Here is a 13,209-nt window from a genome sequence, read left to right as displayed (position 1 = left end):
GTCTTACTGACAAACCGGTAATAATTATTCCCTTTTCGCTTATCGCGAATGCAGCAGGAGTAGTGACGTGACGGATAATCCAGTTTCAAAAACGCTGCTCGAAGTGCGCGGCTTATCGGTCGAATTTCCCGGTGTAAAAGCGCTGGAAAATGTCGACTTTACCCTCGAAAGCGGTGAGATCGTCGCACTTTTGGGTGAGAACGGTGCTGGCAAATCAACAATGATTAAAGCCCTTACCGGTGTCTATAAACGTTCTGCGGGGCAGGTCTTCCTTAACGGAAAACCGATCGAGCCAATTGATACTGCCGATGCTCAGTCGCTGGGAATTGGTACGGTATATCAGGAAGTCAATCTTCTGCCGAATATCTCTGTCGCTGCCAATCTGTTCATCGGGCGCGAGCCAACCCGTTTCGGGCTGGTCAATCAGCGCAAGATGGAACAACAAGCCGAAGCACTTTTGGAAGGCTATGGCCTGCATCTGGATGTCAGCCAGCCACTTTCAACCTATTCCATCGCGATTCAGCAAATCGTGGCAATCGCCCGCGCTGTTGATCTGTCCGCGCAGGTTTTAATTCTTGATGAACCCACCGCCAGTCTCGATGCCAAAGAAGTCAGTATGCTGCTCGATATTTTGATGCAATTGCGTGATAAAGGGGTGGGAATGATTTTCGTGACCCATTTCCTCGATCAGGTTTACCGCATCAGTGACCGGATCACCGTTTTGCGAAATGGTAAGCACGTCGGGTCTGAACGAACGGTGGATTTACCGCGTATTGATCTCGTGCCGATGATGCTGGGACACAGTTTTGATGAAAACCTGCTCAAACGGACTGAGCATAGAAATGTGACCGGGCAACCGTTAGTCGATTTCAAAGACTACGGTCGTCGCGGGGTGGTCGAAAATTTTGATTTAAAAGTGCGTCGGGGTGAAATCGTCGGGCTGGCGGGTTTACTGGGATCCGGACGGACAGAAACCGCTCAGCTGATTTTCGGCATTAAAGGGCATGACAGTGGCAAGGCGCACGTCGATGGTAAAGAAGAAACCATCAGCACACCCAGAAAGGCGGCGAAACTGGGTTTTGGTTACTGCCCGGAAGATCGCAAAACTGATGGCATTATCGGCGCGGCCACGGTGCGAGAAAATATCATTCTTGCCTTACAGGCTCAGCGTGGCTGGTTGCGTCCTTTGCCCATGAAGGAACAGCATCAGATAGCCGAGAAATTTATCAAATTACTGGGCATTCGTACGCCCGGCACTGAACAGGAAATTCAGTATCTTTCCGGCGGTAATCAGCAAAAAGTGTTGCTGTCCCGCTGGCTTGCGACTCATCCCCGTTTCCTCATTCTTGATGAACCTACCCGCGGCATTGATGTCGGTGCGCATGCAGAAATTATTCGTCTGATTGAAAAACTTTGCGACGAAGGCCTGGCGTTACTGGTTGTTTCATCTGAACTGGAAGAACTGGCGGGCTATGCCGATCGTATTGTCGTCTTACGCGACCGTCGTCATGTTGCCGAAATTGATCAGGCTGATATCTCCGTGCCAGCCATTATGAAAGCCATTGCGGCGCAATGAGGAGACAGTGATGAACAACAGGAGCCTGCCAATGACGGGAAAACCGCGCAAAGTAAGATGGGTATTTCCTAAAGGCGCCACGCAAATCGGCGCTTTCTTCGCAATATTAGTGATCGACAGTCTGGTCGCCCCGGGCTTTTTCTCAATTCATATTCAGGATGGCCGTTTGTTTGGCAGCCTGGTTGATATTTTCAACCGTGGTGCGCCTGTCGCTTTGCTGGCACTCGGAATGACACTGGTTATCGCGACCGGCGGCATCGACCTTTCCGTAGGTGCAGTCATGGCGATTGCCGGCGCGACAGCCGCAACCATGACGGTGCAAGGATATCCGCTAATGATAGTCTTGCTGGCCTCGGTCGGGGTGGGCGCAATATGCGGTTTGTGGAATGGCTTTCTGGTCGCTGTCCTGCAAATTCAGCCGATTGTTGCCACGCTGATGCTGATGGTTGCAGGGCGCGGTATCGCGCAGCTGATTACGCAAGGACAGATCGTCACGTTCGAGCACAATGGCCTGTCGCAGTTCGGCAGCGGGTCTTTATTCTACCTGCCAATGCCGGTGATTATTGCCGTCGTCATGCTGGTTCTGGTCTGGGTGCTGACACGGAAAACGGCACTTGGCCTGTTTATCGAATCCGTGGGTATCAATATCCGTTCTGCTTATAACGCCGGCGTAAATGCTCGTTTAGTGCTGATCTCCACTTACGTTATTTGTGGGATTTGCGCGGCTGTTGCGGGTGTTATCGTCACCGCCGATATTCGCGGTGCAGATGCCAATAATGCCGGATTATGGCTGGAACTTGATGCCATACTTGCCGTCGTCATCGGTGGTGGCTCGTTGCTGGGTGGACGTTTTAACCTGCTTCTTTCAGTTGTCGGTGCACTAATCATTCAGGGAATGAATACCGGCATTTTGCTCTCCGGCTTCAAACCGGAATTCAACCTGGTGCTGAAAGCGCTGGTGGTGCTTGCGGTACTGGTGGTGCAATCGCCCCGCGTTTCTCTCAGTAATCTGTTCCGGAGGAAGGGATAATGCTCAAAAGAAATCTGCCCCTGCTGATTACTATTGCGGTTTTTCTGGCCGGATACGCCTATTGCTTTACGCAATTTCCTGGTTTTGCCTCCACACGGGTGTTTTTTGATTTGCTCACGGATAACGCATTTCTTGGCATCGTGGCCGTGGGGATGACCTTTGTCATCTTGTCAGGTGGTATCGACCTGTCAGTAGGTTCTGTTATCGCTTTCACCGGCGTTTTGCTGGCGAAACTTATCGGCACTTATGGCATCGCACCGGGTTATGCTTTTGTCATCGTCCTGTTGATGGGAGCTATCTTTGGTGCGCTGATGGGTTGGATCATTGATACGCTGAAACTGCCGGCTTTCATCATCACGCTGGCGGGCATGTTTTTTGTGCGCGGTATGAGTTTTATTGTTTCGGAAGAATCGTTGCCGATTAATCATCCGGTTTATGACTTCCTCGCCAATTATGCCTGGAAAATGCCCGGTGGTGGTCGTTTTACCTTGCTGGCTCTGGTCATGCTATTGGTGGTGCTTGGCGGCATTATTCTGGCGCATCGTACGCGATTCGGTAACAACGTCTATGCCGTCGGTGGCAGCAATGTATCGGCTGCGCTGATGGGGGTGCCTGTGCGGCGGACCACGATTTATATCTATATGCTATCCAGCACGCTGGCGGTGTTATCCGGCATTATTTTCTCCCTTTACACTTCTGCGGGCTATGCTCTCGCAGCGAGTGGTGTTGAACTGGATGCTATTGCTTCTGTCGTGATCGGCGGGACATTACTGAGTGGTGGCGTAGGCACGGTTTTAGGCAGCTTGTTTGGTGTGCTCATTCAGGGGCTGATCCAAACCTATATCACCTTCGATGGTACGCTGAGTTCATGGTGGACCAAAATCGTGATGGGCGTTTTATTGTTTGTTTTCATCGGATTGCAAAAAGGGATGGGCAGCTTCTGGACAGCCAGAAGAGCGCGGCATCCGCGGCCAGAACCGTCCTGAAACAGGACGGTGTCAGAAATTAGTGATCAGCGGCGTTTTGAGTAACTGACGGATCAAAACCTGCTGATCGCTGGTTTGCAGCCAGACGGCGTAAAGCGGGCGGATCACCGGCGGAACATCTTCATGTGCGGCCAGTTGTGGATATTCTTTAGCCCAGTGCGCAGGCAGAAACGCACAGCCTCCGGTATTTTCCAGCAACTGACGCGTCAGATGCGCAGAGGTTGTGGTCAGTATCGGTTCCTGATCGCTATTTTGTAATTTTTCCTGCTGAGGAAAATCAGCGCCCCATTCCAGCTTCACATAGGGCGACTGTTCGCCTCTGACCGTTTTCTTTGATGAGAAAAGTCGTAACGAGAAATTACCCAGCAACTGACTTGAGAGCTCGTCCATCTTTGGTGGCTCGGTGGTAATCAGCAAATCCAATTGTCTTTCATGCAATTGCTTCACCAGCGACTGACGAAGGGCAATGCGCGCCTCCAGTCTCAGCGTACCCCGCTGAGTGTACAGAGACTGCATCCACGGTGTCAGATAAGCTTCCCAGAGTGACGCCGTGGCACCAATCGACAATTCTGTGTGCTGTAACGAGCGTACAACCTCTTTTTTCGCCATCTGCCACGTTGACATCAGGTTCTCTGCATAAGGCAGCAGTCGTTCTCCTGCGGGCGTTAAGCGGATGTTATTGCGATGCCGTGTGAATAAATTGGCGCCCAGTTGAGTTTCCAGTTGTCGGATACGAAAGCTGACAGCAGATTGCGTCAGGTAAAGGGATTCCGCCGCCCGACCAAAGTGGCGAGTTCTACTGACCTCCAAAAAGGTTTTCAGTAATTCCGTGTCCAAAACTATCTCCAATATTTTTTGTCGTTAAGATTTAAATGTTTTGTTTTACACAATGTCAAGCCTAACTAATACTCCGCGCCATAACAGCACGACCATGAGAGAATTAGGAGCGTGTCAGATGGCGGAAAGCTTCACCACGACAAGTCGTTTTTTTGATAATAAACATTACCCTCGCGGGTTCTCCCGGCATGGCGATTTCACCATTAAAGAAGCGCAAATGCTAGAACGTTACGGCTTCGCGTTTAACGAGCTGGATCTGGGAAAACGTGAGCCCGTTACCGACGAAGAAAAACTGTTCCTGGAGGTTTGCCGCGGTACACGCGAACCTGTCACGGATGCAGAAAAAGTGTGGAACAAATACATTGTCCGCACGCGTCGTCCGAAGAAATTCCACACGTTGTCTGGCGGTAAACCGCAGGCCGACGCTGTAGAAGACTACACGGAAAGTGATGACTAATGAAACGGGGCGATGCCCCGTTTTTTATGCCAGACTCTTATGCAGGTTTAACAATAGCCTATCCATGCTGCGATAGCTTAACGCCTCCGCAAGATGTCGCCTTTCAATCGATTCTATGCCCCCCAGATCCGCCAGTGTTCTTGCCACTTTCAGAATGCGGTGCCAGGCCCTGACAGACAATCCCAGTTTATGCAGCACCTCTTCCAGAAATTCAGCATCTGCTTTGGTTAACCCGCAGTACGTCTCCACTTCGCTGCTGCTCAGGTGCGCGTTGATTTTTCCTGCGCGTTTTAACTGAATTTCTCTGGCGATCAACACCCGTTCCCGCACGTGCACACTACTTTCCCTGAGCGCGGGCGTCGAGTTCTGCTGGCTCAAAATGCCGGGCGGCAGGAGCGGGACTTCAATCGACAGATCGAATCTGTCGAGAAACGGACCGGAAAGCCGGCTCAGATAGCGTAAAACCTGCTGTGGCGGCGTACGGTTATGAATGCCCTGATAATGTCCTGTCGGGCTGGGATTCATCGCTGCAATCAGCTGTGTCCTTGCCGGATAGCGCACTTTCGCCCTCGCGCGGGAAATAGTGATTTCGCCTGATTCCATGGGTTGGCGCAAAGCATCGAGAACCTGCCGCTGAAACTCAGGCAGTTCGTCGAGAAACAATACGCCGTTATGTGCCAGCGATATTTCTCCTGGTCTGGGTAACGAGCCGCCGCCCACCAGTGCGCTCATTGAAGTGCTGTGATGCGGAGCACGGAAAGGGCGAATACGGGAGAATTCATCGTTTTCTTCCGGGTTATACACCAGGCTGGCAATGGCGGCGGTTTCCAGCTTTTCCTCGTTACTCATGGGCGGCAATAATCCGGGCAACCGGCTGGCCAGCATGGTTTTTCCGGTACCAGGCGGTCCAATCAGTAATAGATTATGCCCTCCCGCTGCCGCTACTTCGAGCGCGCGCTTTGATTGCTCCTGCCCGATAATATCGGCAATATCAGGCTGATGCGCAAGCCGGGTCGGTTGTGCCGGGAATTCAATCGGTGGCAGGCTACTTTCTCCCTGTATAAACGCGCAGACCTGCAATAAATGCCCGGCAACCAGCGCCACACCGGGCTCCAGCAGCGTCATTTCCGTTTGATTACTTTGCGGCAGGATCAACACCCGGCCTTCTTTTTTTGCCTCCAGTGCCGCCGGAATCGCACCATTCACGCTGCGCAACGCACCAGAAAGACCGAGCTCACCCAGAAATTCGTACTCTTCAAGCTTATCGCCCTGAAGTTGCTCTGAGGCCACCAGAATCGCCAGCGCGATGGACAAATCATACCGGCCCCCTTCTTTGGGTAAATCAGCAGGCGCAAGATTGACGGTGATGCGTTTTGCGGGAAAAGTGAACCCGCAGTTGATGATGGCGCTGCGAACCCGATCTCTGGCCTCCTTGACAGTGGTTTCGGGCAAACCTACCAATGTCAGGGCGGGTAATCCATTGCTGATGTGAACTTCAACCGAGACACCCGGTGCCTGAACCCCCAGCGATGCGCGGGTATACACCACGGCTAATGACATGCTTTTTCCTTTGCTATGAGATCTCCTGACAGCAGCATGCCTGAGTCAGGAACGCTTTCGGGGAGAGAATTTCTGCAATGTGTAATGTCATGGAAAAATAATCTGCAAGTCAACAGCTTAACCTGGAGGAATGCGAGCAGTCCCGCAATGACAGTAATACTCCTTAACAGTTTGAGGGCTCTCGAAACAAATTAGCGGCCTAATTAAGTTGCCGATGATACCGGCAGAGGTGTTTAATCTTGCTGTATTTAACAATAAATAAACAAATGCAGACACCAATTAACATCTCTCTGCCTGACCAGGGGTTTTCCGCAATTTCCTGGTGAGTGCACCGCCTACAGTTATTCCGGAATAGGGACTCACCCATGTTTGGTTGGACTTCCCGGCAGCGTAATGTTGCCATCGCCAGCTTTCTGAGCTGGACTCTCGACGCTTTCGATTTCTTTATTTTAGTCTTCCTGCTCAGTGATATTGCTTCGGCCTTTCAGGTGGATATCAAACAGGTGACACTGGCCATTCTGCTGACGTTGGCCGTGCGGCCGATTGGGGCGTTGCTGTTCGGGCGAGCAGCGGAAAAGTATGGACGCAAACCGGTGCTGATGGTGAATATCGCACTGTTTTCTTTTTTCGAGCTGTGTACTGCGGCGGCACCTTCACTGATGGTTTTTCTCATCCTTCGCGTAATTTATGGCATTGCGATGGGCGGTGTCTGGGGAGTAGCTTCTTCTCTGGCGATGGAAACCATACCTGACCGTTCCCGTGGTGTGATGTCGGGGATTTTCCAGGCGGGTTATCCGTTTGGTTATCTGCTGGCGGCGGTGGTGTATGGCCTGCTGTCCGAAACCGTCGGCTGGCGCGGGATGTTTGTCATCGGAGCTGTTCCGATTTTTCTTCTGCCATTTATCTGGTTTAAAGTGCAGGAATCACCGGTCTGGCTGGCGGCACGGGAGCGTAATGAGAGCACGGCTCTGATGCCGGTGCTGAAGAAAAACTGGAAGCTGTGTGTGTATCTGGTTGTACTGATGGCGGGTTTTAATTTCTTCAGCCACGGTACACAAGATCTCTATCCGACCTTCCTCAAAGTTCAGCATGGTTTTGATGCACATACCGTCAGTTTAATCGCCATTAGCTACAATATCGCGTCAATTATCGGTGGAGTATTCTTCGGTTCGCTGTCGGAGAAAATTGGCCGTAAAAAAGCGATTATTATTGCCGCGTTACTTTCCTTGCCGGTCATTCCTTTATGGGCTTTCTCTGGCGGTTCATGGATGCTGGGGTTGGGCGCGTTCCTGATGCAGTTTATGGTGCAGGGCGCATGGGGTGTCGTGCCGACTTATCTGACCGAACTGGTGCCAGCCAATACGCGGGCTGTTCTGCCGGGTTTTGTTTACCAACTCGGTAATCTGATCGCTTCAGTCAATGCGACACTTCAGGCCTACATTGCAGAAAGCCACGGGCATAATTACGGACTGGCGATGGCGATGGTGGCCGGCACCGTCGCTATCCTGATTTCTGTTCTGGTAGCATTTGGCCGTGATACGCGCGGAAAAGCGATTGCCGGAACAATAAATAATCAAAGTACTGATCATCGCGCTAAGGTCTGATTTTTCAGACGATTTTTCACGAATTCTGCAACGGGCTGCAAATAATAACGCAAGAAAAGTGTTGTCATTAATCATCTTACTGTGGTAACTCTGTAGGCAATCGTTCGCAATATGAATTTTAGAAAACTAAAAATGAAAGCCCTTCTCCTCGTAGTTAGCCTAGTCGTGATTAGCGTGGTGGTGATTATTATCCCACCGTGCGGGGCTGCACTTGGACGAAGAAAGGCTTATTAAACAAGCCTGAACCTGAAAAGAAACCCCGCACCGAAAGGTCCGGGGTTTTTTTTTGGGTCAGGAATTTCAGAGAACAGAGAGGCGGGGTCGGAAAATGAGCAACAGCATAATATTCTGCACTTGTCGCAAAAAGGCAGGAGAATAAAGATGAACGGAGCACAATGGGTAGTACAAGCGTTGCGTGCGCAGGGTGTAAATACTGTATTTGGTTATCCTGGCGGGGCAATCATGCCGGTATACGATGCATTGTATGACGGCGGCGTAGAACACCTGTTGTGCCGGCATGAGCAGGGTGCCGCAATGGCTGCCATCGGCTATGCCCGTTCTACCGGAAAAGTCGGCGTCTGTATCGCCACTTCCGGTCCTGGCGCGACCAACCTGATCACCGGCCTGGCCGACGCACTTTTAGATTCCGTTCCGCTGGTGGCCATCACCGGACAGGTTGGTTCCGCCTTCATTGGCACCGATGCCTTTCAGGAAATCGATGTTTTAGGTTTGTCCCTGGCCTGTACCAAACACAGCTTTCTGGTTGAATCTCTGGAAGCGCTGCCGGAAATCATGGCTGAAGCCTTTGCCATCGCCAGCTCCGGTCGTCCGGGCCCGGTTCTGATCGACATCCCGAAAGATATCCAGCTGGCCGTCGGTGAATTACCGCCGCATCTGGTCGCCGTTGAAGAAACGTTCCCGCACTCTGCCACTGAATTACAACAAGCCTATGCCATGATCACCACCGCGCAAAAACCGATGGTTTACGTCGGTGGCGGTGTCGGTATCGCACAGGCCGTCCCGGCATTGCGCGAATTCATTTCTGCGACAGGTATTCCTGCGGTAGCAACGTTGAAAGGTCTGGGGGCACCGGATGCCAGCGACCCGTGTTATCTGGGTATGCTGGGAATGCACGGTACCAAAGCGGCGAATCTGGCCGTTCAGTCCTGCGATTTGCTGATTGCCGTTGGTGCGCGTTTCGATGACCGTGTGACCGGCAAGCTGAATACCTTTGCGCCAGATGCCGCGGTTATCCACATGGATATCGACCCGGCTGAGCTGAACAAACTGCGTCAGGCGCATGTGGCGCTGCAGGGTGATCTGAACTTGCTGTTACCGGCGCTGCAACAACCTCTGAACATCAACGCATGGCGTGATGAAGTGATGACGCTGAAAGCGCAGGGCGAATGGCGCTATGACCACCCGGGTGAAGCGATTTATGCGCCGTTGTTACTGAAACAAATCTCTGACCGTAAATCAGCCAATACCGTCGTGACCACCGACGTTGGCCAGCATCAGATGTGGACCGCGCAACATATGCAGTTCACCCGTCCGGAAAACTTCATCACCTCCAGTGGTCTGGGCACGATGGGTTTCGGCGTACCTGCCGCAGTCGGTGCACAAGTTGCCCGCCCGGACGATATGGTGATCTGCGTATCTGGCGACGGTTCATTCATGATGAACGTTCAGGAACTGGGCACCATCAAGCGAAAACAGTTGCCCGTTAAAATCCTGTTGCTGGATAACCAGCGGTTAGGGATGGTTCGACAGTGGCAGGAATTGTTCTTCGACGGACGCTTCAGTGAAACCAACCTCTCCGATAACCCCGATTTTGTCACGCTGGCCAGCGCATTCAATATCCCCGGCCAACGTATCCACCGTAAAGATCAAGTCGATGCCGCTCTGGACGCTTTCTTCAACAGTGAAGGTCCGTATTTGCTCCAGGTTTCTATCGATGAAAATGAGAATGTCTGGCCACTGGTTCCACCGGGCGCAGGCAACGAAACCATGCTGGAGAAAATATCATGATGCAACATAACGTCTCAATTCAGGCCCGTTTCCGTCCCGAAATGTTAGAGCGCGTATTACGCGTGGTCCGTCACCGTGGTTTTCAGGTGTGCGCAATGAACATGACGCCGATGGTCAATGCGGAAAATATAAATATCGAATTGACCGTTGCCAGTCAGCGTCCGGTAGATTTACTGTCTTCACAGTTACGCAAACTTATGGATGTCGCGTGTGTCGAGATCCAGCAACATACATCACAACAAATACGCGCGAATGCGTGAGTAAAGGAACGAGAAGAATGACGAAGAAAGCTGATTACATTTGGTTCAATGGTGAAATGGTGCCGTGGGCTGAAGCTAAAGTCCATGTCATGTCACACGCACTGCATTACGGCACTTCCGTTTTCGAAGGCGTGCGTTGCTACGACTCCCATAAAGGCCCGGTCGTATTCCGTCACCGTGAACACATGCAGCGTCTGCGCGATTCCGCAAAAATTTATCGTATGCCTGTTTCCCAGAGCGTGGATGAGCTGATGGAAGCTTGCCGTGAAACTCTGCGCAAAAACAATCTGGTCAGTGCCTATATCCGTCCGCTGGTGTTTGTTGGCGATGTGGGAATGGGCGTTAACCCGCCGGACGGCTACAAAACTGATGTAATCATCGCAGCCTTCCCGTGGGGCGCGTATCTGGGTGAAGAAGCGCTGGAACAGGGCATCGATGCGATGGTGTCTTCATGGAACCGCGTTGCAGCAAACACCATTCCAACGGCCGCCAAAGCGGGGGGTAACTACCTGTCTTCCCTGCTGGTCGGCAGCGAAGCACGTCGTCACGGTTATCAGGAAGGTATTGCGCTGGACATCCATGGCTATGTATCTGAAGGTGCTGGCGAAAACCTGTTTGAAGTGAAAGAAGGCATTTTATTCACGCCTCCGTTTACCTCTTCCGCGCTGCCGGGTATCACCCGTGACGCTATTATTAAACTGGCGAAAGATCTGGGACTGGAAGTGCGTGAGCAAGTTCTGTCCCGTGAATCGCTGTATCTGGCAGACGAAGTCTTCATGTCCGGCACCGCCGCAGAAATCACGCCGGTGCGCAGTGTTGACGGCATCCAGGTCGGTATCGGCAAACGGGGTCCGGTCACCAAACAAATTCAGGATGCATTCTTCGGCCTGTTCACCGGCAAAACCGAAGACAAATGGGGTTGGCTGGATCCAATTAACCCTCAATAATCAAAAGAATAAGAATTGCGCAGGCGGCGATGGCGCAGCCTGCTAAACAGAAATGATTTGGAGTGAACAGAGCATGCCTAAGTACCGTTCCCACACCACGACTCATGGCCGCAACATGGCTGGTGCCCGCGCTTTATGGCGTGCCACTGGCATGACGGACAACGATTTCGGTAAGCCAATTATCGCCGTCGTTAACTCATTCACCCAGTTTGTACCGGGGCACGTGCACCTGCGCGATCTGGGTAAGCTGGTTGCTGAACAAATCGAAGCGTCCGGCGGCGTGGCGAAAGAATTCAACACGATCGCGGTGGATGACGGGATCGCCATGGGGCATGGTGGCATGCTGTATTCATTGCCTTCACGTGAACTGATTGCTGACTCGGTGGAATACATGGTTAACGCGCACTGCGCCGATGCCATGGTGTGTATTTCCAACTGCGACAAAATCACTCCGGGAATGCTGATGGCGTCACTGCGCCTGAACATTCCGGTGATCTTTGTTTCCGGTGGCCCGATGGAAGCCGGGAAAACCAAACTGTCTGACAAAATCATCAAACTCGACCTGGTCGATGCGATGATTCAAGGCGCAAACCCGAACGTCAGCGATGCCGACAGCGAACAAATCGAACGTTCTGCCTGTCCGACCTGCGGCTCGTGTTCCGGGATGTTCACTGCAAACTCTATGAACTGTCTGACCGAAGCGCTGGGGCTTTCCCAGCCGGGTAACGGTTCATTGCTGGCTACCCATGCTGACCGTAAAGATCTGTTCCTGAATGCCGGTCGTCGCATCGTTGAGCTGACCAAACGTTATTACGAGCAGGACGATGTCAGCGCACTGCCGCGCAGCATTGCCAGCAAAGCGGCTTTCGAAAATGCCATGACGTTGGATATCGCGATGGGCGGCTCGACCAACACTGTACTGCATCTGCTGGCGGCAGCGCAGGAAGGCGAAATTGAATTCGACATGACCGACATTGACCGTCTGTCACGCAAAGTGCCGCATCTGTGTAAGGTCGCGCCAAGCACCCAGAAATATCACATGGAAGATGTGCACCGGGCAGGGGGCGTGCTGGCGATTCTGGGGGAACTGGATCGCGCTAATCTCCTGAACCGCGACGTGAAAAATATCCTGGGCCTGACCCTGAACCAGACGCTGGATCAGTACGACATTATGCTGACCCAAGACGAAGCCGTGAAAAAAATGTTCCGCGCGGGTCCCGCCGGTATCCGCACCACGCAGGCTTTCTCGCAAGACTGCCGCTGGGACACGCTGGATGATGACCGCGCCGACGGTTGTATCCGTTCGTTTGAGCATGCATTCAGTAAAGACGGTGGTCTGGCCGTGCTTTACGGCAACATCGCCGAAGCGGGCAGCATCGTTAAAACCGCAGGCGTGGATGAATCCAACCTGACCTTCCGTGGCCCGGCAAAAGTGTACGAAAGCCAGGATGATGCCGTTTCCGCGATCCTCGGCGGTAAAGTGGTTTCCGGCGACGTTGTGGTTATCCGTTACGAAGGGCCGAAAGGCGGGCCGGGGATGCAGGAAATGCTGTATCCGACCACTTACCTGAAATCCATGGGGCTCGGCAAAGAGTGTGCGCTGATCACCGATGGCCGCTTCTCGGGCGGCACTTCCGGTTTATCTATCGGTCACGTTTCTCCGGAAGCGGGCAGCGGTGGCCTGATTGCGCTGGTGGAAGATGGCGACATCATCGACATCGATATTCCAAACCGCAAAATGGTGCTGGATGTGCCCGCGGCAGAACTGGCGGCGCGTCACGAAGCTGAACTGGCCCGCGGCGACAAAGCCTGGACGCCGAAAAACCGTGAACGTGTGGTTTCTCTGGCGCTGCGTGCTTACGCATTGCTGGCAACCAGCGCGGACAAAGGCGCAGTACGCGACAAGTCTAAGCTGGGAGGCTGA

General features: G+C 52.6%; 12 protein-coding genes. 10 read left to right on the top strand and 2 right to left on the bottom strand.

The window, feature by feature from the left end; genetic code table 11:
- The first annotated feature begins 94 nt into the window (after positions 1 to 94).
- From ytfR to yjfF, 3 genes are read left to right on the top strand one after another with little or no spacing between them, the layout of a single operon-like run.
- Positions 95 to 1,576 (top strand): galactofuranose ABC transporter, ATP-binding protein YtfR, encoded by a 1,482-nt coding sequence (gene ytfR, locus J1785_RS23010; protein WP_217137713.1) that lies wholly within the window; start codon positions 95 to 97, stop codon positions 1,574 to 1,576.
- Positions 1,577 to 1,586: 10 nt separating this feature from the next.
- The gene (gene ytfT, locus J1785_RS23005; RefSeq protein ID WP_129955234.1) at positions 1,587 to 2,606 is read left to right on the top strand and encodes a galactofuranose ABC transporter, ATP-binding protein YtfT; all 1,020 of its coding nucleotides are present in this window, start codon (positions 1,587 to 1,589) and stop codon (positions 2,604 to 2,606) included.
- Complete coding sequence (gene yjfF, locus J1785_RS23000) at positions 2,606 to 3,592, top strand: galactofuranose ABC transporter, permease protein YjfF (protein WP_129955233.1); 987 nt, start codon at positions 2,606 to 2,608, stop codon at positions 3,590 to 3,592. The genes ytfT and yjfF overlap by 1 nt, the downstream gene beginning before the upstream one ends.
- Before the next feature lie 12 nt (positions 3,593 to 3,604).
- Here yjfF and hdfR read toward each other — a convergent pair whose 3' ends face one another.
- Positions 3,605 to 4,429: an HTH-type transcriptional regulator HdfR gene (gene hdfR / locus J1785_RS22995; protein WP_129955232.1), complete on the bottom strand. Its 825-nt coding sequence runs from the start codon at positions 4,427 to 4,429 to the stop codon at positions 3,605 to 3,607.
- Between the two features lie 118 nt (positions 4,430 to 4,547).
- Between hdfR and J1785_RS22990 the strand changes: the two genes are divergently transcribed.
- Complete coding sequence (locus tag J1785_RS22990) at positions 4,548 to 4,886, top strand: MaoP family protein (RefSeq protein WP_013577551.1); 339 nt, start codon at positions 4,548 to 4,550, stop codon at positions 4,884 to 4,886.
- Positions 4,887 to 4,910: 24 nt separating this feature from the next.
- Here J1785_RS22990 and J1785_RS22985 read toward each other — a convergent pair whose 3' ends face one another.
- Positions 4,911 to 6,446 (bottom strand): YifB family Mg chelatase-like AAA ATPase, encoded by a 1,536-nt coding sequence (locus J1785_RS22985; RefSeq protein ID WP_129955231.1) that lies wholly within the window; start codon positions 6,444 to 6,446, stop codon positions 4,911 to 4,913.
- Positions 6,447 to 6,811: 365 nt separating this feature from the next.
- On the opposite strand from J1785_RS22985, the gene J1785_RS22980 reads away from it, so the two are divergent.
- The 6 genes from J1785_RS22980 to ilvD all read left to right on the top strand — a co-directional run bounded on the left by J1785_RS22980 (position 6,812) and on the right by ilvD (position 13,209).
- On the top strand, positions 6,812 to 8,050 hold the full coding sequence (locus J1785_RS22980) for an MFS transporter (RefSeq protein WP_129955230.1): 1,239 nt from the start codon (positions 6,812 to 6,814) through the stop codon (positions 8,048 to 8,050).
- A gap of 132 nt (positions 8,051 to 8,182) precedes the next feature.
- Positions 8,183 to 8,284, top strand: coding sequence for an ilv operon leader peptide (ilvL, locus tag J1785_RS22975; RefSeq protein ID WP_015699153.1), 102 nt, complete (start codon positions 8,183 to 8,185; stop codon positions 8,282 to 8,284).
- A 147-nt stretch (positions 8,285 to 8,431) separates the two neighbouring features.
- Positions 8,432 to 10,078, top strand: a complete 1,647-nt coding sequence (gene ilvG, locus J1785_RS22970; protein WP_129955229.1) for an acetolactate synthase 2 catalytic subunit — start codon at positions 8,432 to 8,434, stop codon at positions 10,076 to 10,078.
- Complete coding sequence (gene ilvM, locus J1785_RS22965; RefSeq protein ID WP_013577547.1) at positions 10,075 to 10,338, top strand: acetolactate synthase 2 small subunit; 264 nt, start codon at positions 10,075 to 10,077, stop codon at positions 10,336 to 10,338. The genes ilvG and ilvM overlap by 4 nt, the downstream gene beginning before the upstream one ends.
- 17 nt (positions 10,339 to 10,355) lie before the next feature.
- The gene (locus tag J1785_RS22960; RefSeq protein WP_013577546.1) at positions 10,356 to 11,285 is read left to right on the top strand and encodes a branched-chain amino acid transaminase; all 930 of its coding nucleotides are present in this window, start codon (positions 10,356 to 10,358) and stop codon (positions 11,283 to 11,285) included.
- 73 nt (positions 11,286 to 11,358) lie between these two features.
- Positions 11,359 to 13,209, top strand: coding sequence for a dihydroxy-acid dehydratase (gene ilvD, locus J1785_RS22955; RefSeq protein WP_129955228.1), 1,851 nt, complete (start codon positions 11,359 to 11,361; stop codon positions 13,207 to 13,209).

It is taken from the genome of Rahnella perminowiae, assembly GCF_019049755.1.
In the GTDB taxonomy this organism is placed as follows: Bacteria; Pseudomonadota; Gammaproteobacteria; order Enterobacterales; family Enterobacteriaceae; genus Rahnella; species Rahnella perminowiae.
The sequence above is the reverse complement of the archived record's forward strand: the minus strand, read 5'-3'. Positions and strand labels throughout refer to the sequence as shown.